We start from the raw sequence: 26,603 nt of genomic DNA on the forward strand, positions 1-26,603 counted from the left end.
AAATCCCATTGAATTGGTGGATATTAAGCGCGGGTCTCAGGTGCCTTCCCCGAGGTGTCCCTCCCGAGGCCCGGTCCGGAAATCTCTCTCCTGACTTTCTCGGCCGTGCCTTTCTCCAGAAGGCGCGGCCTTTTTTTGCTGGCGTCAGACCAATGCCTTCCACACCAGCACCGCGCCGACCGCGATCATCAGCCAATAGATGGCGGTGTAGAATCGATCGGGCGAAACCCGCCGCACCAGCCACACCCCGGCAAAGGTCGATGCTACGGCCACCGGGAGCAGCACGGCCGAGGTCAGCAGATTCTCCCGCGTGAACTGACCGAGCGCGAGATAGGCGGGCACCTTGATCCAGTTGACCAGTGCGAAATAGACGGCGGTGGTACCCACCAGCATGTCGCGGGGCAGGCGGCGCGGCAGCACCCAGAGCTGCCAGGGTGGTTGCCCCGCATGCGCGATTTGGCTGGTGAAGCCCGACGCGATCCCGAACAGCGATCCCACCCAGCCCGGCGAATCGGACGGCGCTGCCGCCCCCAACCGGTCGCGCCACAGCCGATAGCCGCCGAACGCGATCGAGATGCCGCCGACCATCGCCAGCACCGCGTCCGCCGACACGCTGGCGGCGTACCAGTAACCGAGCGCGATCCCGATCACCGCGCCCGCCAGCGTCCAGCCCAGCACGAACAGGTCGATGCTGCGCCGGAACGCCCAGACGCCGACCACGTCCTGAGCGATCAGCAGTGGGAGCAGGGTCGCGGCGGCCTGAATCGGATCGGTGGCGAAGGCGATCATTGGCAGCGACAGCGCGCCCGCGCCAGCGAATCCGCCCTTGGAGAGGCCGAGCAGCGTTACGGCGGGAATCGCCAGCGCATAGAAGAGCGGATCGGCGATCAGGGTCGCGAAGCCGGCGCGCGGACGCCCACATTGCCGCGCGCGTTCAGTTCGACCTTCAGCCTCTCCGGCGTCGGCGCCCACAGAAAACCGAAGCTGACCGTACCGTCCTTGGTCTCGACCGCATGGTGCAGCCGGTGCGCCTGTACGATCCGCTTCATGTAAGCGGAACGGGGGACATAACGATGTCCTATCCGGCGGTGGACGATGACGTCATGAAAGCCGAAATAGATCGCACCATAGGCCGCGATGCCGGCACCGATCCAGGTGAAGCCGGGCCACCAGCCCAATTGCACCCCGCCGTACAACAGCAGGATCGATGGAATCGCGAAGATCACAGCATAAAGGTCGTTGAGTTCAAACATACCGGTGCGCGGTTCGTGGTGGCTCTTGTGCAGGAACCAGCCCGGCCCGTGCATTACCCAGCGGTGCGCGGCATAGGCGAACCCCTCCATCAGCGCGATGGTGGCCAGGAACAGCGGGATGCCGATTGCGGCGTTCATGGCGGGCGATATAGCGCTCTGCCATGCGAAGCGCACCTCTTCTCCTGATTGCCCTTTCCCTTTCCGCCTGTGCGGTACCGGAAGACCGGTTGCGCACTGGCCTCACCAATGCCGGCCTGTCGCGCCCGCTCGCCGCGTGCATGGCCGAACGCATGGTCGACCGGCTAAGCTTGGCGCAGTTGATGCGGATCGCTGACTTGCCCAAGGCGCGCGATGCCGAGTCGGTGGACAAATTCCTGCGTCGCATCCGCTCGCTCGGCGATCCGGAGATTGTCGCGGTCGCCAGCAGCTCGGCGGCGCTTTGCGCGACCGGTTTCGGACGAAGCTAACGGACTACGAACACGGGGTGATTTGAGGCCCCGGCAATATCGGCCGCCGTATTATTGCAATTGCATCGCAATCGCATAGAAAGGGTATTTGATTCCCGCGGACCGCTGTGCTTAAGGCGGTCCAATTTTGCTGCAACGCAAGGGATCTGCCCCATGAACATTCACGAATATCAGGCCAAGGAACTGCTGGCCAAGTTCGGCGCGCCGATCGCTGCCGGCCACGCCGCCTTCACCGTCGAGGAAGCCGTCGAGGCCGCCAAGAAGCTCCCCGGGCCGCTCTTCGTCGTCAAGTCGCAGATCCATGCCGGCGGTCGCGGCAAGGGCAAGTTCAAGGAACTCGGCCCCGATGCGAAGGGCGGCGTCCGCCTCGCCTTCTCGCTTGATGAGGTCCGCGCGCACGCCACCGACATGCTCGGCAACACGCTGGTCACGATCCAGACGGGCGACGCTGGCAAGCAGGTCAATCGCCTGTACGTCACCGATGGCGCCGACATCGCCAAGGAATTCTATCTCGCGCTCCTCGTCGATCGCGCCACCAGCCGCGTCGCGTTCGTCGTCTCGACCGAGGGCGGCATGGACATCGAGGAAGTCGCGCATTCGACCCCTGAGAAGATCCACAACTTCTCGGTCGATCCCGCGACCGGCTTCCAGCCGCATCATGGCCGCGCCGTCGCCGCGGCACTGGGCCTGACCGGCGATCTCTCGAAGCAGGCGGCCAAGGTCGCCAAGTCGCTTTACGACGCGTTCGTCGCCACCGACGCCGAACAGATCGAGGTCAACCCGCTGGCGCTGACTGAGCAGGGCAACCTCCTCGTCCTCGACGCCAAGGTCGGGTTCGACGGCAACGCACTGTTCCGCCACAAGGACCTGGTCGAGTTGCGCGACGTGACCGAAGAGGATCCGGCCGAGCTCGAAGCGTCGAAGTACGACCTGGCCTATATCAAGCTGGACGGCGACATCGGTTGCATGGTCAACGGCGCCGGCCTGGCGATGGCCACAATGGACATCATCAAGCTCAACGGCATGTTCCCCGCCAACTTCCTCGACGTCGGCGGCGGCGCGAGCCGTGAGAAGGTGACCGCGGCGTTCAAGATCATCCTCGCCGATCCCGCGGTGAAGGGCATCCTCGTCAACATCTTTGGCGGGATCATGAAGTGCGACATCATCGCCGAGGGCATCGTCGCCGCGGCGAAGGAAGTGAACCTCTCGGTTCCGCTGGTCGTCCGCCTCGAAGGCACCAATGTCGAGGAAGGTAAGGCCATCCTCGCCAATTCCGGCCTGGCGATCGTCCCGGCGAATGATCTGGGCGATGCTGCCCGCAAGATCGTGGCAGAGGTCAAGCAGGCCGCCTGAGGCCGCTTTTGCTTCAGTATACCTAAAGGGGGCGTGCCGGCTGGCGCGCCCCTTTTTGCTTGGGAAGTGTCGGGCTCGGCCTATCTAGCGTCGGATTGGAGCCTGGATGCAGCGCTGCCCCGCCCCGATACCCCTGCTTCGATTCCGCCTCTGGGCCGTGGATTTCGACTATGCTTGGCCACGATCCCGCCGATCGGCCGCCCGGCCGAGCGCGCCGCCTTGGCTCCTTGCTCAACGGGTGGCGCGGCCTGCACTGGTTCGGCCTTGCGCTCTTGATGTCCGCACATTGTTGTGAGGGACGGAGGCACCATCGCCATGGCGCGAAGCAGGAATGCAAAGCGGCGGCGTCTCATAGGTTCGTCCTCAATTCCGGCCCTGTCGTTGCGGATCGGCAATGAATGCCGAGTGAACTGAAGCTGCGGTTACTCCTCGCTCTCCTTCTTCAGCTGAGCCGCTGCCGGCGCGACGGCCTTGATCGTGGTCGGCGCGATCGACAAGCTTGCGGGCTTGTTCGGACCGCCGCCTTTGACGATCACGCCCTTGATCGGCTGACCAGGGGCAAGCGCTGCGTCAGCAGCCTCGTTGCGGCGGCCCCCGGTATGGGTTCGCCCGCCTTCCCGCGCCGCGGCTTCCGGCTGAGCTGCAACGGCGCAGCTATCGGTCGCATCATCCGTTTGCTCCTTGGCGCCCTTGACGATGATGCCGCCGATCGGATTGCCGGGCGCGCACGCCGCATAGCTCGGGGAGGCTGCCCCGCCCGGCCTCTTCGGCTTGGCTGGGGTGGTTTTGGCCTGGCTCGCATCTTGGGCCGCTTCTGTGGTGCTTGCCTGGTTGCCGGATGCCGTTGCGAGGGACGGGATCAGCATGGCGGGCAGCAGGAACGCGATGTGGTGGAGTCTCATGTGCCTCTCCTCAATCACTGCCCCTTCGTTGCGCCTCGGCAATGAATGGTGTGTGAACTGCCCCCGTCGCAATCGCTCGGTTCCATACCACGCTTGTTAAAAACGAATATCTTCCTTAAGGGCGCGGCCAGACCCAATACGGTAAAATGCTATTCACGTGCGGCGCTCGCGCGGAAAATGCTGGCCAAGCGGGCCGCGAAAATGTGATAGCGGCCGCCGAGGGTTGCCAGGGAGAAGGGCAAGGCCGCGGCGGTCAAGTTTTTGTCGTCGCTCTCAAGGACCCACGGGCGCTAGAAGCCGGGGAACTTGGGATGAGCGAGCCAGTTCATCTCTGTGGAATTTGGTCCTGATGCGTTGGGAAGGAATGCGATGAAAGTCTTGGTGCCGGTCAAGCGAGTGCTTGACTATAACGTGAAGCCGCGGGTGAAGGCCGACGGGACGGGGGTCGACCTCGCTAACGTCAAGATGAGCATGAACCCGTTCGACGAAATCGCCGTCGAAGAGGCGATCCGTCTCAAGGAAAAGGGCGCGGCGACCGAGATCGTCGTGGTCTCGATCGGCGAACAGAAGGCGCAGGAAACGTTGCGCACCGCGCTGGCGATGGGCGCCGACCGCGCGATCCTGATCGTTGCCGAGGACAAGGTTGAGCCGCTGGGCGTCGCCAAGCTGCTGGCGAAGGTCGCCGAGGCGGAAGCGCCGGGCCTCATCATCCTGGGCAAGCAGGCGATCGACGACGACAATAACCAGACCGGCCAGATGCTGGGCGCGCTGCTCGGCTGGGGCCAGGGCACCTTCGCGAACAAGGTTGAAATTGCCGGCGAGCAGGTCGACGTGACCCGCGAAGTCGATGGCGGTCTCGAGACGGTGAAGCTCAAGCTCCCGGCGATCGTCACCACCGATCTTCGCCTGAACGAGCCGCGCTATGCCTCGCTGCCCAACATCATGAAGGCGAAGAGCAAGCCGCTCGATCAGAAGACTCCCGCCGACTATGGCGTCGATGTGGCCCCGCGCCTCACCGTCGTCAGCGTCACCGAGCCGGCCAAGCGCCAGGCCGGCGTCAAGGTTGCGGATGTGGATGAGCTTGTCGGCAAGCTCAAGGCGCTGGGAGTTGCGAAATGAGCGTGCTGGTCTGGGTCGAACACGACAACAACAGCGTTAAGGACGCGACGCTTGCCGCCGTCACGGCGGGGGCCAAGCTGGGTGATGTCGTCGCGCTGGTCGCGGGGCAGGGCGCACAGGGCGCGGCTGACGCGGCGGCGAAGATCGCCGGCGTGTCCAAGGTGCTTCTCGCCGATGATGCGGCTTACGGTCATGCGCTGGCGGAGAATGTCGCGCCGCTCGTCGCGGAGCTGATGGCCGGCTACGATGCCTTCGTCGCGCCCGCCACCACCACCGGCAAGAACATCGCGCCGCGCGTCGCCGCGCTGCTCGACGTCATGCAGATCAGCGAAGTGCTGTCGGTCGAAAGCGCCGACACCTTCACCCGCCCGATCTACGCCGGCAACGCGATCGCCACGGTCAAGTCGTCGGACGGCAAGAAGGTCCTGACCGTGCGCGGCACCGCGTTCGAAAAGGCTGCGGCGGAAGGCGGCAGCGCCTCGGTCGAAGCGGTTTCTGGCAAGGGCGATTCGGGCCTCTCCAGCTTCGTCGGCGCTGAAATCGCCAAGTCGGAGCGTCCGGAGCTGACCAGCGCCAAGGTGATCGTCTCGGGTGGCCGAGCGCTCGGCTCGTCGGAGCAGTTCCACGGCCTGATCGATCCGCTCGCCGACAAGCTCGGCGCCGCGGTCGGCGCGAGCCGTGCGGCGGTCGATGCGGGCTATGCTCCCAACGACTATCAGGTCGGTCAGACGGGCAAGATCGTCGCGCCGGAAGTCTATGTCGCGATCGGCATTTCGGGCGCGATCCAGCACCTTGCGGGCATGAAGGATTCGAAGACCATCATCGCCATCAACAAGGACGAAGATGCTCCGATCTTCCAGGTCGCGGACCTCGGCCTGGTCGGCGATCTGTTCAAGATCGTTCCGGAACTGACCGAGAAGCTCTGAATATCGAAGGGGCGGCGGCTCGCCGCCCCTTTACTTCTGGACCCGCGTCCAGATCTGCGATTTGCAGCCGACGCGCCCCAGCAGGCAGCCCTTGCCTTCGATCCGGTTGGGATCGAGCACGCTGACCGTCCCTGAAAACGTCTTGTTGATGTCGGGGACGAATACCCGTCCGCGCCACACGCCCGGCTTTTCCTGCACGAAATCGCGAAACAGCGTCGATCCGACGAGCTTCGCGGTACCGCCGCGCGCGGCGTCCGCCTTGGCCTTGTCGTTCGCCCAGATCACGACGCCGCACATGCGGTTGCCGCACGGCTGGGCGCGGACATGAACGCTGTTGGATGGGTTGCGCCACACCCCGAACGACTGGTCGCGCGCATAGGCGGGACCGGCGATGAGGGCGAGGGCGATGACGGTCCCGATCAAACGCATGACGCCGCTACTCCGCAATCTCGATCGCGGCGATCTTACGGTACCGCGGGGATACGGGCAAATCGCCGGATCCGGAAAAGAGTAAGGCCCGTCGCTTTCGCGGCGGGCCTCCCTGGACGATCCATTCCGCATGGGTCCGGATCGTCAACATGCTTTCTCTCATCGATCAAGCGGGGAAACAACGCCCACCTGCGGCGATTGGTTCCGCCCCGCGCGAACTTTTTTACACCAGCACGAAGCGTCCCGACGCGATGACCTTCCCTGTCGGCTCGGAGCGTCGCTCGTGGCCATGTGGGACCGTCGTCACTATCACCGTCGCGCCGTCGGTGATCAGCTGCTGGATCGTCCGCGGCAGCGGGAAGCGATCGACACCATCGCCGGTGATCCTGCCCAGGAAATAGGGGGTCGCGTCCGGCGCGAGCAGCCACAGGTCGGCGACGCCTTGCGCGGGGTCGAACCGCCGTGCGCGGACGCGGATCGCCGACCCCACCGGGTCGTAGCGAATGGCCAGGTCAGGGCGGCGATCGGGTCCCTCCATCTGCGCGACCAATACCGGCGATGCGCCCGGCGGTCGCGGCTCGAGGCCGCCAAGGGCGAAGACGAAGATGGCCATCGCCGCCAGCCCGCCGGCAAGCGCCGCGCCCAGCCCGATCGCGGTCGTGCGCGCGAGCGGCCAGCGCACCGAACGGCGGCGCGCGCGGCGGGGCGCATCGGCTTCGCGCAGCTCGATCAGTGCGTCGATCCGCGCCCATAGCTCGGTCGGTGGGTCGATCTCGGGCAAGGCCTCGAGCATCGGGGCGAGGTGCAACTGCCAGCCCTCGACCTCCGCGGCGAAGAGCGGATCGGCAAGCTGCTTGCGCAGTGCGGTGGCGCGTGCGCTTCCCTCGACCGTGCCCAGTGCCAGCGCGCGCGCCAGCGTCGACTCGTCAGAGGCCGCGATATCCGCCTCGGGTGCCAGCGCAGCAAGCCCGCCGGCAATACGTCGTTCGATCGTTGCAGGGTTGGCGAGCGCGGCCTGTGCGATCTCGGCATGGGTGGCGCCGGTCAGCATCGCCGCGCGGATCGCCGCCTGTTCGTCGAGCGGCAGGTCGCGGAGGCGATAGTGGAGCAGGGTTGCTGCGGTGTCCCACGCGATCGGCGCCTCGCCGGTCAACAGCGTCTCGTCCGAAAGCAGAAGCTCGGCATCGGCGAAGGCCGAGGGCCCAGGCACGCGGCGGCGCCACTCGATCGCGCTGGTGCGCGCGATCGCGGCGATCCAGGCGCGCGCCTCACCGGCGGCGGCATCGAAACGCGGTGCGCGATCCCAGACGCGCAGATAGACGCTTTCGGTCAGCTGCGCCGCGACGGTGGAATCGCGGGCGATCGCCGTGACGATCCCATGCACGATGGGCGCGGTCGCGTCGTACAGCGCCGCCATCGCCGTGCGTTCGCCGCGCGCGACTTGCGCCAGCAGCGCGGCGGGATCGGGTTGGTCAGCCACGCTCCGCTTCACGCTGCACCCAGCTCCGCTTCGTCGCGCGCGATATCCGCGTCACCCGCTCGGTCATCCCTCCACGGGCGCGCGAAACGCAGGACAAGGAAGCCGACGACCGCTGACAGGATCGATCCGGCGAGCACGCCGATCTTCACTTCGTCGATCAGCTCGGGGCTGTCCGGAAAGGCGAGGCCGCCGATGAACAGACTCATCGTGAAGCCGATCCCGCACAGCATCGCGACGCCATAAATCTGCGTCCAGGTCGCGCGGCTCGGCGGGGTGGCGAACCCGGTCTTGGCGGCGATCCACACGCTGCCGAAGATGCCGGCCTGCTTGCCGATAAACAGCCCCGCCGCGATGCCCAGCGGTAGCGGCGCCAGCAGGATCGCCGGCGACATGCCCGCCAGGCTCACCCCGGCATTGGCAAAGCCGAACAAGGGCACGATGACGAAGGCGACCCACGGTGCCAGCGCATGCTCCAGGATGTGGAGCGGCGAATCCGCCGCATCGGGGGCGCCGGGCGAGGCCTTTACCGGGATCATCATCGCGGTCAGCACGCCCGCGACGGTGGCATGCACGCCGGACAGGAAGACGAAGTACCAGAGCAGGGCGCCCAGCAGCAGATAGGGCCACAGTCTCGTTACGCCGCTGCGGTTCAGGATGTGCATCACCACCAGTATCAGCGCCCCGGCCGCCAGCGCGAGCGAGCCAAGGCTCTTGGTATAGGCGAGCGCGATGATCGCGACCGCGCCCATATCGTCGACGATCGCGACAGTGGTGAGGAACAGTTTGAGCGACGCGGGCGCGCGCTTGCCCAGCAGAGCCAGCACGCCGATCGCGAAGGCGATGTCGGTCGCAGCCGGGATCGCCCAGCCGGGCGCGAGCGGCCCACCGCCGGTAATGCCGAGATAGACAAGGGCTGGCACGACCATCCCCGCCGCCGCCGCGACGACGGGCAGCCGCCGGTCATCCCAGCTGGCGAGCTGGCCATCGACGAACTCGCGCTTGATCTCGAGGCCGACCAGCAGGAAGAACACCGCCATCAGCGCGTCGTTGATCCACAGATGCACCGTCATCGGCCCGTATTTGGGGCTGATGACCGGGCCGGTCTCCCAATGGAGCAGGTGGAAATACTCCGCCGACAGACTCGGTAGATTGGCGACCAGCATCGCCAGTGCCGCCGCCGCGATCAGCAGGATGCCGCCCGCCGCTTCGCTCTTCATGAAAGCGCGGAGCGCCGAAGGAGCTGTGCGCCTCGTCGTGTTCGCCATATTGCTCCCCGTTCTGGTGAAGGCCCCTGCCTAACGGCTGGAACCCCGGGGGCAAAGTCCCTAACCTTCGCACATGGCTACAACCGCTCGCCCCCGCCGCAACCCGTTGTCGCTCTGGTGGCGCGGAACCGTCGTCGCTTCGGTCGATCATGCCGGGGTGCTGGAGAAGGTTCGCGGCGAAGCGGCGTGGAATGGCCGCTACGTCTTCATGGTGCTGATGTCGGCCGGGATCGCCGTGCTCGGCCTGCTGCTCTCATCGCCCGCGGTGGTGATCGGCGCGATGCTGATCTCGCCGCTGATGGGGCCGATCATCGGCCTGGGCTTTGGCCTCGCTACCTTCGACGGGGACGAGATTCGCCGCTCGGGCATGGCGCTGGCGCTCGGCACGGTGATCGCGGTGGGCTTCACAGCGCTGCTCGTGCTGCTCTCTCCGCTTCAGAATGTGACGTCGGAAATCGCCGCGCGCACCCGGCCCAATCTGTTCGACCTGCTCGTCGCGCTCTTCTCGGCGCTCGCCGGCGCCTATGCCATGATCCGCGGGCGTGAGGGCACGGTGGTGGGCGTCGCCATCGCCACCGCGCTGATGCCACCGCTCGCGGTGGTCGGCTTCGGCCTCGCCACCTGGAATGGCACGGTGTTCGGCGGTGCGCTGTTGCTGTTCCTCACCAACCTCATCACCATCGCGGTGTCAGCGGCGGTGATCGCGCGCCTCTACGGCTTCGGCTCCGCGCTGTCGCCCAAGCAGACGATGCTCCAGACCGTGCTGGTGATCGCCGCCTTGGTCGCCTTCGCGATCCCGCTCGGGCTGGCGCTGCGTCAGATCGCGTGGGAGGCGACCGCCTCGCGTCAGGCGCGCGAAGTGATCGTCGGCCAGTTCGAGACCGGCACGCGCCTCGCCCAACTCGAGCTCGACTATGCGCACGAGCCGCTGCGCGTAAGCGCAACGGTGCTGACGCGGCAGATGCGCCCCGATGCCGAGCACACCGCCGCGACCACGCTGCAACGTCTGTTCGGCCGTGAGGTCGAGGTGACGCTCGAACAGGTGCGCGTCGGCACCGGCGCACAGGCGGAGGCGGCGCTGGTCGCCGCGACGCAAACCGCGCGCGCGACCGCCGCCGATCGCGCGGCGACGCGCACCGCCGAGCAGCTCGCGCTGGTCGCGGGCGTCGTGCCCGACGCGGTGCTGGTTGATCAGGACGCCAAGCGCGCGGTGGTGACCGCTGCCGCGCTACCCGGCGCCGGAATCGGCGTCTATCGCACGCTCGAGGCGCGCGTCGCCGCTGATGCGCCCGAATGGACGGTGGCGCTGACCCCGCCGGCAGCGGCGTTGCCCGACATCGCCCTGCGCGACGGCAAGCCTGACCCTGACGGCCTCGCGACCGCGATCTGGGGCGCGCAGCGGCTCAACCTGCCGATCGGCGTGTCCGGCCCGGGCGCGGCGGCGGTGGTCGAGGCGCTGACCGCCGCCGGAATCCGCGCCAGCATTGTCGCCGGCGGCGGATCGGGCAATGCCGCCCGGCTGCGCTGGCTCGCGCCGACTGTCGAGTAAGGCTCAGCCCGCTTTCGCGAGCGCGTCGGCGATCAGCTTGCGGCTGTTCGCGATGCCATAGAGCGCAATGAAGCTGCCCATGCGCGGCCCTTGTGAGCTGCCCAGCAGCGTCTCGTACAGCGCCTTGAACCAGTCGCGCAGTTCGGCGAAGTCGCCGGTCTTGCCGATTTCGTAGACGATGTTCTGGATATCCTCGGCGCTCGCATCTGCGGGCAGTGCGGCGAGATCGGTATCGAGCCGCTGCAGCGCCGCCACCTCGACCCCCGTGGGTGCGCGACGATTGAGCGTCGGCGCGATGAAGTCGCGGCCATAGGCCAGCGCATAGCCGATCAGCGCGTCGAGCGCCGGGTGCTTCTCGGGCGTCGCATCGGGAACGTAGTTGGCGAGATAGCCCCAGACCTGCTCCTTGCTCGCCTCACCCATTACCCCGACCAGGTTCAACAGCAGGCCGAACGTCACTGGCAGCGTCTCGTCCGGCACGTCGCCGTTGTGGACATGGTGGACCGGATTGCCGAGCTTCTGCTCGACCGGCTGGCCCGGATAATTGCCGCGGAACTGCCAGTAATCGTCCACCGCGCGCGGGATCACGCCCATGTGCAGCGCCTTGGCCTTTTTCGGCTCGCGATAGATGTAGAAGGCGAGACTCTCGTCCGGGCCATAGGTCAGCCACTGCTCGAGGCTGAGGCCATTGCCCTTGGACTTCGAGATCTTCTCGCCCTTCTCGTCGAGGAACATCTCATAGTTGAAGCCCTCGGGCGGGCGGCCGCCCATGACGCGCGCGATCTTGCTCGACTGGATCACCGAATCGATCAGGTCCTTGCCCGCCATCTCGTAATCGACGCCCAATGCGACCCAGCGCATCGCCCAATCGACCTTCCACTGCAGCTTGGCCTTGCCGCCCAGGATCGTCTGCTCGATCCGCTCGCCCTCATCCATGAAGGCGATCATGCCGGTCTCGGGGTCGAGTACCTCGACCGGCACCTGCAGCACGATGCCGCTCTTCGGGCTGATCGGCAGCACGGGTGAATAGGTTGCCTGGCGCTCCGCGCGCAGCGTCGGCAACATCACATCCATGATGCCCTGATAGGATCGCAGGACGAGGCGGAGCGCGTCGTCGAACGTGCCGTCCGAATAATAGTCGGTCGAGGACACGAACTCGTAGTCGAAGCCGAAGCGGTCGAGAAACTCGCGCAGCATCGCATTGTTGTGATGCGCGAAGCTCTCATATTTCTCGAACGGGTCGGGCACCTTGGTCAGCGGCTTGCCCAGATACTGCGCCAGCATCTCCTTGTTCGGGACATTTTCCGGCACCTTGCGCAACCCGTCCATATCGTCGCTGAACGCGATCAGGCGGGTGGGCGTATCCGACAGCGTCTCGAACGCACGGCGGACCATCGTCGTGCGCAGCACTTCGTTGAACGTACCGATATGCGGCAGGCCCGACGGGCCGTACCCGGTCTCGAACAGCACCGGCTGTCCGTCTGGCTTGCCGTCCGGATAGCGTTTCAGCAGCTTGCGCGCCTCCTCATAGGGCCAGGCCTTGGAGGTGAGGGCGGCGTCACGAAATGCGGAGTCGGTCATGGCAAGCCGGTGCGCGATACGGCCATGTTTTGCAAGGCTGAGCGCCCGGAAAACGGGTGGAGGTGCGGAAGAGGCTGGCCTTTACCCGATCTTGTTGATAATCGCTCGCATTATGAGTCTTCCCCTGGCGCGCGCGGCGCGCAATGTACCCGCGACGGTTGCGTCGATAGACTGGAATTCGCTGGATCCGTCGGAGGCGCGTCGTCTGCGCGAATTCGGGTTGGACGAGGGCGTCGAGGTCGAGCTGGTCAAACCCAATGGCTGGCTGGGCGGACCCGCGGCGGTGCGGATCGGGCGGATGACGGTGGCATTGCGCAAGCACGTTACCGAGGCGATTCAGGTGGCCTCGAAATGAACCAGTCCCCGCTCGTCGCTTTGGTCGGCAACCCCAATGCCGGCAAGACCGCTCTGTTCAACGCGCTCACCGGCGCGCGGCAAAAGGTCGGCAATTATCCCGGCGTCACCGTCGAACGTCACGCCGGCCGCATGGCGCTCGATGATGGGCGCCCGGTCGAGCTGGTCGATCTTCCCGGTACCTACAGCCTCGATCCGTCCAGCCCGGACGAGGCGGTGACCCGCGACGTCGTGCTCGGCAAACAGGATGGCGAGCGGCTGCCCGACGCGCTGATCGTGGTCGCCGACGCCTCGAACATCGAAAATCACCTGCGCTTCGTGCTCCAGCTGCGCCAGCTCGGTCGGCCGATGGTGGTCGCGCTCAACATGATCGACATGGCGACGCGCGACGGCCTCACCATCGATACCGATGCGCTCGCCGCCGAGCTCGGCGTGCCGGTGGTCAGCACCGTCGCGGTGCGCAAGCGTGGCCTCGACGAACTGCGCGCCGCGCTTGCGGGCGTCCTGATCGGATCCCGGCCCGAAGCGCCCGCGACCCCTGACGCGGATATCACCCATTACCAGCGTGAGGCGCGCCGCATCGCGAAGGCCGCGATCACCGATCAGCCGCGCGGCCGTGCCTTCACCCGTGCCGTTGACAGTGTGGTGCTGCATCCCGTTGCCGGACCGGTGATCTTCCTCACGATCATGATCGTCATGTTCCAGGCCGTGTTCGCCTGGTCCGAAACGCCGATCGGCTGGATCGAGGGCTTCCAGGGCTGGCTGGGCGAAGCCGCGGCGGCGAGCCTGCCCGAAAGCTTCCTGCGCGACCTGCTGATCGAAGGGATCATCAACGGCGTCGGATCGGTGGTGGTGTTCCTGCCCCAGATCGTGATCCTGTTCCTCTTCATCCTGATCCTCGAGGCGTCGGGCTATATGGTCCGCGCGGCGCTGCTGATGGATCGGCTGATGTCCGGGGTCGGCCTGTCAGGGCGGGCGTTCATCCCGCTGCTGTCTTCCTTCGCCTGCGCGATTCCGGGCATCATGTCCGCGCGCTCGATCGACGATCCCAAGGAGCGGCTGACCACGATCCTGATCGCGCCGCTGATGACCTGTTCGGCGCGGCTTCCGGTCTATGCGGTCATCATCGGCGCGTTCATCCCGGCGACCAGTCTCGGCTGGGGGATCGGGCTGCAGGGGTTGGTGCTGTTCGGCCTCTATGTGTTCGGCATCGTCGGCGCGATCGCCGCCGCCTTCGTGCTGCGCCGTACCGCGACCAAGGGCAAGAGCAGCGGCTTCATGATGGAGCTGCCGCGCTATCAGCTTCCCGGGCTCCGCGATCTGTGGATCGGCCTGTGGCAGCGGGCCTGGCTGTTCCTGCGCCGCGCGGGCACGATCATCATGGGCGTCACCGTCGCCTTGTGGCTGCTCGCTTCCTATCCGGTCGCGCCCGAAGGCGTGAAGCAGAGCGAATATTCGGTCGCGGGCCGCATCGCCTCGGGGCTTGAGGTCGTGCTCAGGCCGATCGGCTTCAACCATGAGATGAGCCTGGCGGTGATCCCGGCGATGGCGGCGCGTGAAGTCGCGGTGTCGGCGCTGCAGACGGTCTATTCGATCGATGCCGAAGCGGATGCGGAGGGCGAAGCGCTCGGCACGCAGCTCGCGGCGCGCTGGCCGCTGCCGACGGCGCTCGCCTTCCTCGCGTGGTTCGTGTTCGCGCCGCAATGCCTGTCGACGATCGCGGTGGCGCGGCGAGAGACCAATGGCTGGAAGTGGCCGACGGTGATGATCGTCTATCTGTTTGCCCTGGCCTATATCGCGGCGGGCATCACCTACTGGACGGCGGTGGCGCTCGGGCTGTAGCGACGGGCGGCAGAAAGCATTTTCCTACACGGGCGGCAGCTGTCATCCTGCGCGTCGCTCTTTGAAACGACTGCTTCGGCGCGCTTCGCGGGAAGGCGCCAAAGTGAAAAAATGACGCGAAATGTCTTCACTTTGCGAAGGGGTCAGTCGCGCTTCGACTCGTCCACGGCGCGTTCGATCCGGGTGCGTTCGGCGTCGTCGCGCGCCTTCTCCGCCCTTGTGCGGCCGAACCGGGCGCGGTTCTCCACAGCCTTTGCGGCACTCGTTGCCTTGGCTTTGGCCTTCCGGGCCTTGTTCAGGTTGATGATCTCGGCCATTCCTGCGGCAACTTTTATCGAATTCAAGGCGGAGTTGAAATGGCTGGCAGCGTCAACAAGGTGATCCTGGTCGGCAATCTCGGGCGCGATCCCGAAAGCCGGTCCTTCTCGAACGGCGGCAAGGTGGTCGAATTGCGCATCGCCACGTCGGAGAGCTGGAAGGATCGCAATTCGGGCGAGAAGAAAGAGCGCACCGAATGGCATACGGTGAAGCTCTTCTCCGAAGGCCTCGCCAATGTTGCCGAACGCTATCTGCGCAAGGGCTCGAAGGTCTATCTCGAAGGCCAGCTCCAGACCCGCAAATGGCAGGACCAGTCGGGCGCCGACCGCTACTCGACGGAAATCGTGCTGCAGGGCTTCGATGCCAAGCTGGTGATGCTCGACGGTCCCGGTGGCGGCCAGGGCGGTGGTGGTTCGGGCGGCGGATCGCGCGACGACTGGGGCGGCGGCGATGCCGAATTTGCCGGCCAGTCGAGCAGCCGCGGCGGCGGCGGCGGTTTCGGCGGTGGTTCGTCGGGCGGCGGCTATGGCGGTGGCAGCCGTGGTGGCAGCAGCGGCGGCGGCACGCCCGCAGGCGGCGGCTTCCCCGACGATCTCGACGACGACGTACCGTTCTGAGGGTTTGTGGCGCCAGCCCGCTCCCCCACCTCGGGGAGGGGCGGCGCCTCAACTACGCCGCGATCGGCGGTGCCTTGCAGTGGCGGTCGATAAAGGCCTCATGGCTCGGCATCGCCGCCGCGACCTCGGCGTTGACCTCCTCGACGTCGCGCATGAAGCCGATGACATCCTCTTCGGGGATCATGTCGACGACCGGGTCGTAGGTCATCTCCATCCCCTGGCCGAGCAGCACTTGGACCCAGCTTTCCTCGCGGAACAGCTCGGCCTTGCCATGGACGAAGAAGCGGGCCGAGGCGCGGAACAGCTCAAGCCGCTCCTGCAGGCTGTCGGGCACCTTCATGTCCCGGACATGCGCCCAGAACGGCGTGTCTTCGCGGTTGGTGACCTTGTAGTGCGCGATGATGAAGTCGCGCACATCGTCGAACTCGAAATTGTGCTGGCGGTTATACTCGGCGATGTCGGCGGCGTTGAACCCCTGACCCGGGAACAGCGCCACCAGCTTGAGGATGCCGGTCTGGATCAGATGGATGCTGGTCGACTCGAGCGGTTCCAGAAACCCGCTGGCCAGCCCGATCGCGACGACATTCTTCTCCCACGCCTTGCGCCGTTTGCCCGGTGCGAACCGCACCGGCCGCGGATCGGCCAGCGCCTTGCCGTCGAGATTGGCGAGCAGCGTGTCCGCCGCGTCTTCGTCGGAGATATGCGCACTCGAATAGACATGGCCATTGCCGATCCGATGCTGAAGCGGGATCCGCCATTGCCAGCCCGATCCGTGCGCGGTGGAGCGGGTATAGGGCGTCAGCGGCGACACGCTCTCGCACGGCACCGCCAGTGCCCGGTCGCAGGGCAGCCAGTGATTCCAGTCCTCATAACCCACGCCGAGCGTCTGCCCGAGCAGCAGCGAGCGCATTCCCGAGCAATCGACGAACAAATCGCCTGAAACCGCTCGCCCATCGGCCAGCACGACGCTCTCGACGAAGCCGTCCTCGCTCCGCTGTTTCACCTCGACGATCCGGCCCTCGACCCGGGTCACCCCCTGCGCCTCCGACCGGCCGCGCAGGAAGCGGGCATAGAGCGAGGCATCGAAATGATAGGCATAGTCGAGATGCCCCATCGGCGATCCCGGATTGCGCGGATCGGGGAAGCAGAATTTATTCTGCCGCGCGGCCAGCGTGTTGAGCGAATAGAGGTCGAAATGCTTGGCCTGCCCCAGCGCCATGAGCTTGAGCCACAGCTGGTGCGGGTGGAGCCACATCAGATCGGTGCCGATTTTGCCGAAACCATGGATGTAGCGGAATCCGGGTTCGCGCCAGTTCACGAACTCGATCCCCAGCTTGAACGTCGCCTGCGTGGCGCGGATCATCTCGGTCAGGTCGATCCCGGCGAGGTGATTGTAATCCTTGATGCCGGGGATGGTCGCCTCGCCGACGCCGATGATCCCGATCTCGTCCGATTCGACCAGGGTGATCTCATAGCCGCGAAACAGGAGCTTGGAGAGCAGTGCCGCGGTCATCCAGCCGGCGGTGCCGCCGCCGACGATCACGATCCGGCGAATCGGCGGGTTTGCATGCTCCATCCAATGATCCCCTCATCCACCGGCTCCGGTGTCCGGATGCCTTGTATAGCGGGGTTGGTATAGAGGGGCACTGGCGGGCGGTAAACGGTTACACGCCACCCGCCAGCGCGACGGGCGGGGGTTGCCCCCGGCCCGTATCTTCAAACGCTTTTCAAAAATGGTGCGGTCGAGAAGACTCGAACTTCCACGGGCTTTCGCCCACAACGACCTCAACGTTGCGCGTCTACCAATTCCGCCACGACCGCACTGATTTGCCCCACCGGATGAACCCGGTGGCTGGTAAGGCAGCGGCCCCTAGCAAAGCGTTTCGGGCCTTGCAACCTCCCTTTCTGCTTTGCTGTCGCATTGCGATGGTTGGCGGTTCCGGCTCGCTCTCCCGCCCGGCCACCCAGTCAGGATATGCTAGGGGTGGTCGGCGGGGAGCGGGCCGGAACCGCTTCCGCGAAAGCGGAACAAGCGCTAAGCCCGCCGGTCCATGCGCTTACCTGAAGACATCCGCGCCGAAACGCGCCGCATCCTCGCGCTGGCCTGGCCGGTGGTGATGACGGCGCTCACCTGGACGATCATGCACGTCACCGACGTTGTCGTGGTTGGCCTTGTGAGCACACATGAAGTAGCGGCGCTCGGCGCCAGCCGGACTATCACCTTTATCGGCATCGTCGTCGCGCTGGGCTGGCTTACGGGCGTGCTGGTCTTTTCCTCGCGTGCCGATGGCGCGAAGGATCTGCCCGCGACCGGCGCGGTGCTGCGCCAGGGGCTGGTGCTGGGATTTCTGCTGGGCCTGGTCAGCGGCAGCATCTTGTTCGTCTTCGCGTTGCCGATGTTGCTGGGCGTCGGGGTCGATCCGGCGATCGCCCCCGACGCGGCGCGTGTCGTGCGAATCATGGCGTTCGGCTACCCCTTCCAGCTGCTGCTCGTCGCCGCGACCTTCTTCCTTGAAGGCGTCAGCCGGCCCAAGCGGGTGATGGTCGTCGATGTGGCGATCCTGCCGATCAACGGCGTGCTCGCCTGGGTACTCGCGACCGGCCAGTTCGGGTTGCCGGCGATGGGCGCGACCGGCGCCGCGATGGCGACGGTGATCGCGATCCTGATCGGTGCGGTGGCGATGATCGTTGCGGCGCTGACGTTGCCGCGCGCCCATGAGCGCGGGGTGCGCGACTGGCGCGATTTCGGTACGCCGGCGATGTGGCGTGGTGTGTGGGCGCTACTGGGCTTCGGCTTCGTCCCGGCGATCGCCTCGGGACTCGAACTGGCGGGCTTCTCGATCCTGATCGCGCTTTCGACGCAGCTGGGCGAGACGGTGACTCACGCGTTCCAGATCGTCTTCTCGGTCCATAACGTCACTTTCGCCTTCGCACTCGGCCTCGGCTCGGCGGCGGGGGTACGTGCGGGCAATGCGGTGGGCGAGGGCGATCCTGCGCAGGCCGGGCCGCGCACCGCTATCGCGGCGGGGTTGGCGGCGATCGTCCTGGGGTTGCTCGCGCTGCCCCTGGTCTTCGCGCCGATGCTGATTGCGGGCAGCTTCCCCGCAAGCGCCGCGGTCGCCGCCGCAGCGGTGGCGATGCTGCCGCTCTGGGGGCCGTTCATCCTGTTCGACGGGGTTCAAGTGGTGTTCGTCTATGCGCTGCGATCGCTCGGCGACCAGGTTGTGGCCGGGCTCAACGGCATTGTGGCCTTCTTCCTGCTCACCGGTGGTATCGGGCTATGGACGGTCCATGCCGGTTGGGGGGCGAAAGGCCTGGTCGCGGCGTCGGCGTCGGGCATGGTCGCGGCGGCCCTGCTCAATGGCGGCCGTCTTTGGTGGATTACTCGGCGCCTTCGCCCGAAAAGCTGAGCTGGATCGACTTGCCGGTCGCCGGCACGTCGAGCTTGCCGCTGTTGAACTCCAGGCTCCCGCCCGGCGGCAGCGCGCGCGGCTCAGGCGTGATCGTCCAGTTGTAGACGACTGCATTGTTGGCATCGCGCAGCTCGGCCAGAATGTTGGGCACGCGCTGGCGTTCCTTGGTCGGGTTGATGACCTGCCCGCTCACGACGAACAGCTCGCCGCCGTTGAGCCGAGGTTTGCGATCGACCTGCTGGTTGGCGAAGACCAGCGCTGTCTTCGCCTCGCCGACCGGCAATCCGATCTGCGCGGCGATGCCCGGCGCGCCGAGCCACAGGATCGCCCCGGCACCCGCCGACAGCGAAAGCCCGATGATCAGCGCGGCCGCGGTCCAGCGCCGTTCGGGATTCTTGCGCGGCTTGAACGGCGGCTGATGGGCGAAGGGGTCGAAATCGCGGTCCGCTTCGGCGACCCTCGCGGGTGTCGGAGGCGGGGGAGGCGGCGCCGAATAGGCATCCGCGCGAATGAGGTCGGGCGCCGGTTTCTCCACCGGGGCGTTCGCGGGAAGCTGATGCCAGCTATGCCGGCAGCTCGCACAGCGCACGGTACGCCCTTCGATCCCGATCGCACTGTCGGGAACCAGATAGCGGGTACGGCACTCGGGGCATTCCAGGATCATCGCGGCACGTCTTGTTTGGATACTGGGCGCGGAGATCGCCAATCCCGAATCTAAACACCTCCCGACTCGGCTTGGCAAGGGGCAAGGCGGAGTGAGTGCCGCCGCTTGAGCCAGCTTCGCGCCTGTGCGATGGCTGGCGTCTTCGGGGCAGTCTTTATTTCAGGAGCGGCCGGGCGCCGGCATGGCCAATATCGTCCAGTTCGAGAATGTCGGCCTGCGCTACGGGACCGGGGCGGAGACGCTGAGCGACATCAGCTTCACGCTCAGCGCCGGCTCCTTCTATTTCGTCACCGGCGCATCGGGAGCGGGCAAGACCTCGCTGCTCAAACTGCTCTACCTTGCTCAGCGGCCGACGCGCGGCATCGTTCGGTTGTTTGGCGAGGATGCGGGCGCCTTGCCGCGAAAGCGCCTTCCGGGTTTCCGTCGCCGGATCGGCGTGGTGTTCCAGGACTTTCGTCTGCTCCCGCACCTTTCCGCCTATGATAATGTCGCGCTGCCGTTGCGCGTCGCCGGAATTCCAGAGGCCGATGTCGACGGGCCGGTGCGTGAGATGATTGCATGGGTCGGTCTCAAGGACCGTGACTCCGCCAAGCCCCCGACGCTGTCGGGCGGCGAGCAGCAACGCATCGCGATCGCTCGTGCCGTCATCACCCGGCCCGAGATCCTGATCGCCGACGAACCGACGGGCAACGTCGATCCCGACATGGCCGAACGGCTGCTTCACCTGTTTGATTCGTTGAACCGGCTCGGCACCACCGTGGTTGTCGCGACGCACGACTTCCAGCTGATCAGCCGGATTCCCGATGCGCGGATGATGCGGATCGAGAAGGGGCGGCTCAACGACCCTACCGGCTCGCTGCGCTACCCGCCTGGATTGGCACCGGCATGAACCCGTTGCTGCGCGACAAGCCCGAACGGCGCCTGCTCGACGAGAGTCGGCGTACCCGCGGGATGCTGTGGGTGATGGCGATCATGCTGTTCCTGACCGTGCTCGCCGCGGCGTTGGGGCTTGGCATGGCCGGTGCGAGCGGCACGCTCGATCGCCAGCTCGCAGGGCGTCTCACCATCCAGCTGGCCGAGGGTGATGCGGCACGGCGCGACGCCAATGTGAAGGCGGTCATCCAGCGTGTCCGCGCGCTGCCCGGCGTCACGCGCGTCGCCGAGGTCGATCGTGTACGGCTCGCCGAATTGCTCGAGCCCTGGCTGGGCGAGGCGGGGCTCGATGCCGATCTGCCCATGCCCGCGATGATCGATGTCGACCTCGCCTCGGGCGATGCGCCGGCGATCGACCGCGTCCGCGCCGCCGCCCGCGCCGTGGTCCCGGCGGCGCAGATCGACCGGCACGCGCAATGGCTCTCACCGGTCAGCGCCTTCCTCGACACGATCACCTGGTTCGCGGTCGCGCTCGTCGTCCTGATGGCCACGGCGACCACGATCGTCGTGCTGCTCACCGCGCGTGGCGGCCTCGATTCGCATCGTGACACGATCGCGGTCCTTCACATATTGGGCTCGACCGACATGCAGGTCGCGCGTCTGTTCCAGCGGCGCATCGCGCTCGATACGTTGCTCGGCGGCCTGCTCGGCACCGTCGTCGCGCTCGGCATGGTCTGGCTGCTCGGCCAACAGGCGGCGGGTCTGGGATCGGAGCTGCTCGGCGGGATCGCGCTGGCGCCGCTCGACTGGCTGTTGCTGCTGCTCCTTCCCGTCGCCTTCGCGGTGATGGCGTTGTTCGCCGCGCGTGTCGCGGTGCTTGGCACCTTGGGGAAGACGTTGTGATGCGCATCGTCTGGCGGCTGATCGCGTTGCTCGCACTCGCCTGGGCGCTGGGCTTCGCGTTGTTCATGCTCTCGCTCGGCAAGCCGCTCGATCCCGGTATCAAGACCGATGCGGTCGTCGTGCCCACGGGCGGCGCCGGTCGTATTCCGCGCGGCATCGCTTTGCTCCAGGCCGGCTCGGCCAAGCGGATGCTGATCACCGGCACCGATCCCACGGTCCGCCCGATCGAGCTCGCGGTCGCGCACCGTGCGCCCGCCTCGCTGTTCCGCTGCTGCATCGATCTGGGGCATGAGGCGGTCGATACCCGTTCCAACGCCGATGAGACCGCCGGCTGGGTGCGCAAGCACGGCTACAAGTCGGTGCGCTTGGTCACCGCCGACTGGCATGTGCCGCGCGCGAAGCTCGAGCTCGGCAACGCGCTGGGCGGCGAGGTGGAGATCGTCGGCGACGGCGTCCGTACCAATGCCCGTTTCGCGATGCTGCTGCGTGAGTACCACAAATATCTGGTCCGCCGGATCGCGCTGCTGTTCGGAATCGGCAATGGTTGACCGGCTGCGCAACATCGCCTTCGCGATCGTCTTCTACGGCCTGTCGGTGCCGATCGTGCTGGCGACACCAATCGCGGCGTTGTTCGGCAAGCGCATCCTGCGCGCCGTTTGCATGAGCTGGGCGCGACTTGGCGTCTGGTCGGCGCGGTACATCCTGGGCATCCGCGTCGCGGTCGAGGGGCAGCCAGCTGTCGGACCGGCGCTATATCCCGTCAAGCATCAGGCGATGTTCGAGACGATGGCGGTTGCGGCGATGCTCGGGGCGCCCGCCATCGTGATGAAGCGCGAACTGGCGCAGATCCCCGTCTGGGGCTGGGCCGCTCGCCGCTACGGCGTGATCGTTGTCGACCGCGCCGCCAATGCCAGGGCGCTGCGCCAGATGATGCGTGAAGCGAAGGCGGCGCTGGGCGAAGGCCGATCGGTACTGATCTTCCCTGAAGGAACGCGTGTCGCGCCGGGCGAAACGCCGCCCATCCGCTCCGGCTTTGCGGGACTCTATCGTGCACTCGGTCTTCCGGTGGTGCCGGTCGCGCTCGACAGCGGGCGCTTCTGGCCACGGCGGGGCCCCAAGCGGCCCGGCACGGTGACATTCCGCTTCGGCGAGCCGATCGCACCTGGATTGGAGCGGGCGGAGGTCGAGGCGCAGGTGCATCGGGGAATCAACGCGCTCGAGCCCTGAAATGGGACTGGTATTCTAGGGAGAAGGATGATGACCGGTTTGCTCAAGCTTCCCGTCCTGATCGGCGCCATCGGGGCCTTCATCATCGGCGGAATCTTCTACGGCTTCTCGACCTTCATCATGCAGGCGCTCGGCCGCGTTCCTGCGCCAGAGGGCATTCGCGCGATGCAGACGATCAACATCGTCATCATCAATCCATTCTTCATCGGGATCTTCATCGGCACCGCGCTGCTGCTGCTCGGATTGGCGGTGGTCGCCGGACTCAACTTCGGACAGCCGGGCGCGGTGCATGTGCTTGCCGGAGCGGCGCTCTATGTCCTGGGCTGTTTCGCGGTGACGATGGTGTGCAACGTCCCGCTCAACAACGCGCTCGCGGCAGTGGATGCCGGAAGTGCGGATGGCGCCGCGCTCTGGGCGCGCTATCTGCGTGACTGGGTATTCTGGAACCATGTCCGCACTGCCGCGTCGCTCGTGGGAGCGGTCGTGCTGGTGCTTGGCTGGAGCCAGTCGCGTTAGCGGACCGGCACCGCGGCCAGCTCAATCCGCCGCGCTGCGATTCCCCGCCTTCAGGCTCTCCGCCAGCAGGCCGTTGGCCTCCGCGATGAACTGGCGGGTGATTTCCTCGGCATAGGGATTGAGGTTCTGGATCGCGAAGAACAGCTCCTTGCTGTCGTCGCGGATCAGTCCGCACAGCTCCAGCAGATGCTGGTAGCTGTTGGTCTTCAGTTCCTCGTCCGGGATGCGGATATTGACCAGCGCGCGCCCGATCAGGTGCGTCAGCGCCTGGACATAGGCCATCTCGCGGTCATGTTCCTCGGCGGTGGTGATCGAGACGGCAAGGCCCAGGCTGCGTCCGAACTCCGCGACCTTGTGATGCCGCTCGCCACGCACCGAACAGACGACCAGCGGCTGTCCCTCCAGCCCGTTCCGCGCGCTCTGCGGGCCGAACAGCGGGTGGGTCGCGACGATGTCGACGCTCTCGGGCAATGCCTCAAGCATCCAGCGCGCGGGCAGCATCTTGACCGATGCAACGTCAAGGACGAGCGCGCCCGGTCGCACCAGCGGCGCGATCGCGGCGATCGTCGCCGCCATCGCCTGTACCGGCACCGCCAACATCACCACGTCGCAACTTGCGGCGTCGGCAAGGCTTCCGGTCTCGACGCCGATGGCTGTCGCAGCTTCGCCGATCTCCGCGGTGTCGGTGACGACAACCGCGAAATGGTCGCGCAGATGCTTTGCGGCGAGCTGTCCGAACCGGCCGAAGCCGATGATGCCGAACCGCTTCATCCCGCGGTTGCGGGCTGCTGCGTCTCCGCCACCAGTCTGTTCAGGATCGCCGCGACCGCGCGCGTCTCGTCCTCGGTGCCGATGGTGATGCGCAGGCCGTGGGGCAGACCCTGTCCAGGTAGCCAGCGGACGATATAGCCTTCGTCCATCAGTCCCTTGTACGCCGCCTCGGCGGTCAGCGCGCCTTCGAACAGCACCAGCACGAAATTCGCCTGGCTCGGCACGGCGCGAAGACCGGCATTGCCGAGCTTGGCGATTTCGTCGGCGAACCAGCGGCGCCACTGGGCATTGTGGCTGCGCGTGCGCTCGACGAATTCATCGTCGTGCAGCGCCGCGATCGCCGCCGCGGTGCCCGCGATGGTGATGCTGAAGGGCAGGCGGATGCGATGCATCGCCTCGATCACCTCGGCAGAGCCATAGCCCCAGCCGATCCGTTCCGCGGCCAGGCCATAGAGTTTGGAGAAGGTGCGCGTGACCAGCACATTGGGCTGGGTCTTCGCCAGCTCCATCCCGCCATCGTCGATCTCGCCCTCGATATACTCGGCATAAGCGTGGTCGAGCACCAGCAGGATGTCGGGCCGCAGGCCCGCGTGCAGCCGCGCGATCTCCTCGCGGCTGGCATAGGTGCCGGTCGGGTTGTTGGGATTGGCGACGAACACGATCCGCGTCTTGTCGGTCACGCTGGCGAGAATCGCGTCGACATCGGTGGCGTAGTCGGCGTCGGCCGCGACCACCGGGGTCGCGCCGACCCGCTTGGTCGCGATCGGATAGACGGTGAAGCCGTAATTGACGTAGATGATCTCGTCGCCCGGCCCGGCGAACGCGCCGGCGGCGAGGTGAAGCACCTCGTCCGACCCGTTGCCATAGATGATCCGCTCGGCCTCGAGTCCGTGCAGCTCCGCCAGCGCCTCGCGCAGCTCGACCGCGCTGGCGTCCGGATAGCGCTCCAGGCTGCTCGCGGCTGTCGCGAACGCGGCGCGCGCCTTCTGCGAAGTCCCCAGCGGGTTCTCGTTGGACGAGAGCTTGATCGCCTTGCGGCCGTCGTCGGTCTTGGACTTGCCCGGTACATAGGGGGCGATGTCCATGATCCAGGGCTTGGGCTGCGGCTTGCTGACGGTTGCGTTCATGGCGCGCGCGATGGCCGATGCGAGTAAGAATGGCAAGGTTTGCGAAATTGCTCTGTGCTAAGCCCCGCTTCGAACGGGGGAAGACGGATGCGGGGAAGCGATACGCTGTGGCGGGCATTGCAGCTGGCACGGCGGCGGGATCTGGCGGCGCGGGGCAAGGCCGCACCGCGCGCCGGCCATGGCGGAATCGGCCGCCGCGCGCTGCTTCAGGGCATGGCGGCGAGCGGCGTGGCGGTGGGGCTTCCCGCGCCTGCGCTGGCGCTTCCGGCATCGGGCCGGGTGGCGATTATCGGCGGCGGAATCGCGGGGCTTTCGGCGCTGCATCATCTGACGAAGGCGGGCATCGATGCGCGGCTGTACGAGGCGCGCAATCGTCTCGGCGGGCGCATGTACACCCAGCGCACCGCGGACGGGCAATTGTTCGAGGCGGGCGGGCAACTCGTCAACACCGACCATGCCGACATGCACGCGCTGGCGAAGGAGTTCGCGGTGTCGCTGGTCGACCGCAAATCCGGCCCACACCGGTCGGTGATCCTCGCGGACGGTGCGGTCGCGTCGCAGGCCGAGCTTGCCCGGCGTCTCGCCCCGCTCGCCGCGCGGATCGCGCGTGATTCGGAGGCGGTGGATGCCAGTCCGGCGGCCGCCGCCGCCATCGACCGGCTTTCGGTTGCGCAGTATCTCGATCGTCATGCCGCGCTGATCCGCGACCCCCGCGTCCGCGCGCTGATCGAATCGAGCATCCGCACCGAATATGGGTCGGAACCGGACGACGCGTCGGCGCTCCAGCTCATCTTCAACCTGCCCACGGTCAAGGGTGAGCATGTCGAGATCCTGGCGGGCAGCGACGAGCGCTATGTCATCGCCGGCGGATCGGGCCGACTCGCCGGCGCGATCACCGACGCGCATCGCGACCGGATCGAAACCGGGCGGCGCTTGCAGGCGATCCGGGAGACCGGCAGCGGCATCCGGCTCGAGTTCGTCGACGGCAGCCATGCCATGGCCGATACCGTGATCGTCGCGGTGCCCGCTCCGATCCTACGCCAGATCGACTTCGCCGTGCCGCTTCCGACGCGCTGGCGCGCGTTCGTGGCAGAGGCGGATCTTGGCCGGAACGAGAAGGTGCAGGTCACCGCCGCGGAAACCCCCTGGGCCGATGTGCTCGGCACCGGCGGCGAGCTGTGGGACACCGCCTCGCCCTATGCGCTCGGCTGGGACGGGACGCTTCAGGGGATTGAGGGTGGCAAGCCGGTGTGGAACTGGTTCCTTGGCGGCGATCAGGTCGCGAACGCCGCTGCCGCACCTGAAGCGCTTGCCGCCGCCTTCGCGCAGCGGACCGAGCCGGCCATCCCCGGCATTGTGCGGGCGGTGGCGGGCGGCGTGGTCCGCCGTACCAACTGGTGCCGCGAGGCCCTGACGCTCGGTGCCTATACCAACAGCGCGCCGGGCCAGCTGACCCGCTTCGGCCCGCTCTTCTGGGTCGAGTCCGACCTACCCGCCGAACGACAGCGCGCGGTCGCGGGACGGATCATCTTCGCGGGTGAGCATGTCTCGGACGCCTGGGTCGGCTTCATGAATGGCGGCGCACAGACCGGTCGGCTTGCGGCGCAGGCGGTGATTGCCGCACGCGGACGTCGTCGGACCGCTTGAACGGAAG

General features: G+C 66.6%; 27 protein-coding genes and 1 tRNA gene. 15 read left to right on the forward strand and 13 right to left on the reverse strand.

Features of this window, described 5'->3' with window-relative positions:
• Positions 1-144: 144 nt before the first annotated feature.
• Together AC07M1_RS01300 and AC07M1_RS01305 are read right to left on the reverse strand one after the other, a co-directional pair.
• Positions 145-891, reverse strand: coding sequence for a sulfite exporter TauE/SafE family protein (locus AC07M1_RS01300; protein ID WP_495162790.1), 747 nt, complete (start codon positions 889-891; stop codon positions 145-147).
• The gene (locus tag AC07M1_RS01305; protein ID WP_495160764.1) at positions 888-1,391 is read right to left on the reverse strand and encodes a sterol desaturase family protein; all 504 of its coding nucleotides are present in this window, start codon (positions 1,389-1,391) and stop codon (positions 888-890) included. The genes AC07M1_RS01300 and AC07M1_RS01305 overlap by 4 nt, the downstream gene beginning before the upstream one ends.
• A gap of 23 nt (positions 1,392-1,414) precedes the next feature.
• Between AC07M1_RS01305 and AC07M1_RS01310 the strand changes: the two genes are divergently transcribed.
• Entirely contained in the window at positions 1,415-1,720 is a 306-nt protein-coding gene (locus tag AC07M1_RS01310) for a hypothetical protein (RefSeq protein WP_495160765.1), read from the forward strand.
• Positions 1,721-1,873: 153 nt separating this feature from the next.
• The gene (gene sucC, locus AC07M1_RS01315; RefSeq protein WP_495160766.1) at positions 1,874-3,073 is read left to right on the forward strand and encodes an ADP-forming succinate--CoA ligase subunit beta; all 1,200 of its coding nucleotides are present in this window, start codon (positions 1,874-1,876) and stop codon (positions 3,071-3,073) included.
• Positions 3,074-3,495: 422 nt separating this feature from the next.
• On the opposite strand, the gene AC07M1_RS01320 is transcribed toward sucC, so the two are convergent.
• Entirely contained in the window at positions 3,496-3,993 is a 498-nt protein-coding gene (locus AC07M1_RS01320; RefSeq protein ID WP_495160767.1) for a hypothetical protein, read from the reverse strand.
• A 351-nt stretch (positions 3,994-4,344) separates the two neighbouring features.
• On the opposite strand from AC07M1_RS01320, the gene AC07M1_RS01325 reads away from it, so the two are divergent.
• Positions 4,345-5,094 (forward strand): electron transfer flavoprotein subunit beta/FixA family protein, encoded by a 750-nt coding sequence (locus AC07M1_RS01325; protein WP_495160768.1) that lies wholly within the window; start codon positions 4,345-4,347, stop codon positions 5,092-5,094.
• Positions 5,091-6,020, forward strand: coding sequence for an electron transfer flavoprotein subunit alpha/FixB family protein (locus AC07M1_RS01330; protein ID WP_495160769.1), 930 nt, complete (start codon positions 5,091-5,093; stop codon positions 6,018-6,020). The genes AC07M1_RS01325 and AC07M1_RS01330 overlap by 4 nt, the downstream gene beginning before the upstream one ends.
• A gap of 30 nt (positions 6,021-6,050) precedes the next feature.
• On the opposite strand, the gene AC07M1_RS01335 is transcribed toward AC07M1_RS01330, so the two are convergent.
• The 3 genes from AC07M1_RS01335 to nhaA all read right to left on the reverse strand — a co-directional run bounded on the left by AC07M1_RS01335 (position 6,051) and on the right by nhaA (position 9,194).
• Positions 6,051-6,449, reverse strand: a complete 399-nt coding sequence (locus AC07M1_RS01335; protein WP_495160770.1) for a DUF2147 domain-containing protein — start codon at positions 6,447-6,449, stop codon at positions 6,051-6,053.
• A 223-nt stretch (positions 6,450-6,672) separates the two neighbouring features.
• A complete protein-coding gene (locus AC07M1_RS01340) occupies positions 6,673-7,929 on the reverse strand; it encodes a sigma factor (RefSeq protein WP_495160771.1) in 1,257 nt (418 codons plus the stop codon).
• An 8-nt stretch (positions 7,930-7,937) separates the two neighbouring features.
• Positions 7,938-9,194, reverse strand: coding sequence for a Na+/H+ antiporter NhaA (gene nhaA, locus AC07M1_RS01345; RefSeq protein WP_495160772.1), 1,257 nt, complete (start codon positions 9,192-9,194; stop codon positions 7,938-7,940).
• A 73-nt stretch (positions 9,195-9,267) separates the two neighbouring features.
• Here nhaA and AC07M1_RS01350 point away from each other — a divergent pair, with 73 nt between their 5' ends.
• Positions 9,268-10,743, forward strand: coding sequence for a DUF389 domain-containing protein (locus tag AC07M1_RS01350; RefSeq protein ID WP_495160773.1), 1,476 nt, complete (start codon positions 9,268-9,270; stop codon positions 10,741-10,743).
• Between the two features lie 3 nt (positions 10,744-10,746).
• On the opposite strand, the gene AC07M1_RS01355 is transcribed toward AC07M1_RS01350, so the two are convergent.
• The gene (locus tag AC07M1_RS01355; protein ID WP_495160774.1) at positions 10,747-12,324 is read right to left on the reverse strand and encodes a lysine--tRNA ligase; all 1,578 of its coding nucleotides are present in this window, start codon (positions 12,322-12,324) and stop codon (positions 10,747-10,749) included.
• A 112-nt stretch (positions 12,325-12,436) separates the two neighbouring features.
• Between AC07M1_RS01355 and AC07M1_RS01360 the strand changes: the two genes are divergently transcribed.
• Positions 12,437-12,679, forward strand: coding sequence for a FeoA family protein (locus tag AC07M1_RS01360; protein WP_495160775.1), 243 nt, complete (start codon positions 12,437-12,439; stop codon positions 12,677-12,679).
• Positions 12,676-14,520, forward strand: a complete 1,845-nt coding sequence (gene feoB / locus AC07M1_RS01365; protein WP_495160776.1) for a ferrous iron transporter B — start codon at positions 12,676-12,678, stop codon at positions 14,518-14,520. Before AC07M1_RS01360 ends, feoB begins: the two co-directional genes overlap by 4 nt.
• Before the next feature lie 143 nt (positions 14,521-14,663).
• Here feoB and AC07M1_RS01370 read toward each other — a convergent pair whose 3' ends face one another.
• On the reverse strand, positions 14,664-14,837 hold the full coding sequence (locus AC07M1_RS01370; protein ID WP_495160777.1) for a DUF4169 family protein: 174 nt from the start codon (positions 14,835-14,837) through the stop codon (positions 14,664-14,666).
• Between the two features lie 39 nt (positions 14,838-14,876).
• Here AC07M1_RS01370 and ssb point away from each other — a divergent pair, with 39 nt between their 5' ends.
• Positions 14,877-15,455 carry a single-stranded DNA-binding protein gene (gene ssb / locus AC07M1_RS01375; protein ID WP_495160778.1) on the forward strand — a complete coding sequence of 193 codons (579 nt, stop codon included), beginning with the start codon at positions 14,877-14,879 and terminating at the stop codon, positions 15,453-15,455.
• A 52-nt stretch (positions 15,456-15,507) separates the two neighbouring features.
• Here ssb and AC07M1_RS01380 read toward each other — a convergent pair whose 3' ends face one another.
• Together AC07M1_RS01380 and AC07M1_RS01385 are read right to left on the reverse strand one after the other, a co-directional pair.
• Entirely contained in the window at positions 15,508-17,031 is a 1,524-nt protein-coding gene (locus tag AC07M1_RS01380; protein WP_495160779.1) for a tryptophan halogenase family protein, read from the reverse strand.
• Between the two features lie 158 nt (positions 17,032-17,189).
• Positions 17,190-17,276 (reverse strand) — tRNA-Leu (locus AC07M1_RS01385).
• Between the two features lie 230 nt (positions 17,277-17,506).
• Between AC07M1_RS01385 and AC07M1_RS01390 the strand changes: the two genes are divergently transcribed.
• On the forward strand, positions 17,507-18,865 hold the full coding sequence (locus tag AC07M1_RS01390; RefSeq protein WP_495160780.1) for an MATE family efflux transporter: 1,359 nt from the start codon (positions 17,507-17,509) through the stop codon (positions 18,863-18,865).
• Here the strand turns inward: AC07M1_RS01390 and AC07M1_RS01395 are convergent.
• A complete protein-coding gene (locus AC07M1_RS01395) occupies positions 18,837-19,532 on the reverse strand; it encodes an MJ0042-type zinc finger domain-containing protein (protein WP_495160781.1) in 696 nt (231 codons plus the stop codon). The genes AC07M1_RS01390 and AC07M1_RS01395 overlap by 29 nt on opposite strands.
• 181 nt (positions 19,533-19,713) lie before the next feature.
• On the opposite strand from AC07M1_RS01395, the gene ftsE reads away from it, so the two are divergent.
• The 5 genes from ftsE to AC07M1_RS01420 are packed head-to-tail and all read left to right on the forward strand — an operon-like array spanning position 19,714 to position 23,051.
• Complete coding sequence (gene ftsE, locus AC07M1_RS01400; RefSeq protein ID WP_495160782.1) at positions 19,714-20,421, forward strand: cell division ATP-binding protein FtsE; 708 nt, start codon at positions 19,714-19,716, stop codon at positions 20,419-20,421.
• Positions 20,418-21,308 carry a cell division protein FtsX gene (locus AC07M1_RS01405; protein ID WP_495160783.1) on the forward strand — a complete coding sequence of 297 codons (891 nt, stop codon included), beginning with the start codon at positions 20,418-20,420 and terminating at the stop codon, positions 21,306-21,308. The genes ftsE and AC07M1_RS01405 overlap by 4 nt, the downstream gene beginning before the upstream one ends.
• Positions 21,309-21,313: 5 nt before the next feature.
• Complete coding sequence (locus AC07M1_RS01410; protein ID WP_495162791.1) at positions 21,314-21,856, forward strand: YdcF family protein; 543 nt, start codon at positions 21,314-21,316, stop codon at positions 21,854-21,856.
• Positions 21,849-22,535, forward strand: coding sequence for a lysophospholipid acyltransferase family protein (locus AC07M1_RS01415; protein ID WP_495160784.1), 687 nt, complete (start codon positions 21,849-21,851; stop codon positions 22,533-22,535). The genes AC07M1_RS01410 and AC07M1_RS01415 overlap by 8 nt, the downstream gene beginning before the upstream one ends.
• 30 nt (positions 22,536-22,565) lie before the next feature.
• Complete coding sequence (locus AC07M1_RS01420) at positions 22,566-23,051, forward strand: anthrone oxygenase family protein (RefSeq protein ID WP_495160785.1); 486 nt, start codon at positions 22,566-22,568, stop codon at positions 23,049-23,051.
• Positions 23,052-23,072: 21 nt separating this feature from the next.
• Here AC07M1_RS01420 and AC07M1_RS01425 read toward each other — a convergent pair whose 3' ends face one another.
• Both AC07M1_RS01425 and hisC read right to left on the reverse strand, forming a co-directional pair.
• Positions 23,073-23,822 carry a prephenate dehydrogenase/arogenate dehydrogenase family protein gene (locus AC07M1_RS01425; protein ID WP_495160786.1) on the reverse strand — a complete coding sequence of 250 codons (750 nt, stop codon included), beginning with the start codon at positions 23,820-23,822 and terminating at the stop codon, positions 23,073-23,075.
• Positions 23,819-24,949 carry a histidinol-phosphate transaminase gene (hisC, locus tag AC07M1_RS01430; protein ID WP_495160787.1) on the reverse strand — a complete coding sequence of 377 codons (1,131 nt, stop codon included), beginning with the start codon at positions 24,947-24,949 and terminating at the stop codon, positions 23,819-23,821. Before hisC ends, AC07M1_RS01425 begins: the two co-directional genes overlap by 4 nt.
• Before the next feature lie 87 nt (positions 24,950-25,036).
• Between hisC and AC07M1_RS01435 the strand changes: the two genes are divergently transcribed.
• A complete protein-coding gene (locus AC07M1_RS01435) occupies positions 25,037-26,596 on the forward strand; it encodes a flavin monoamine oxidase family protein (RefSeq protein ID WP_495160788.1) in 1,560 nt (519 codons plus the stop codon).
• Positions 26,597-26,603 lie beyond the last annotated feature (7 nt).

This window comes from Sphingomonas sp. GW821-FHT10C01, from assembly GCF_059415525.1.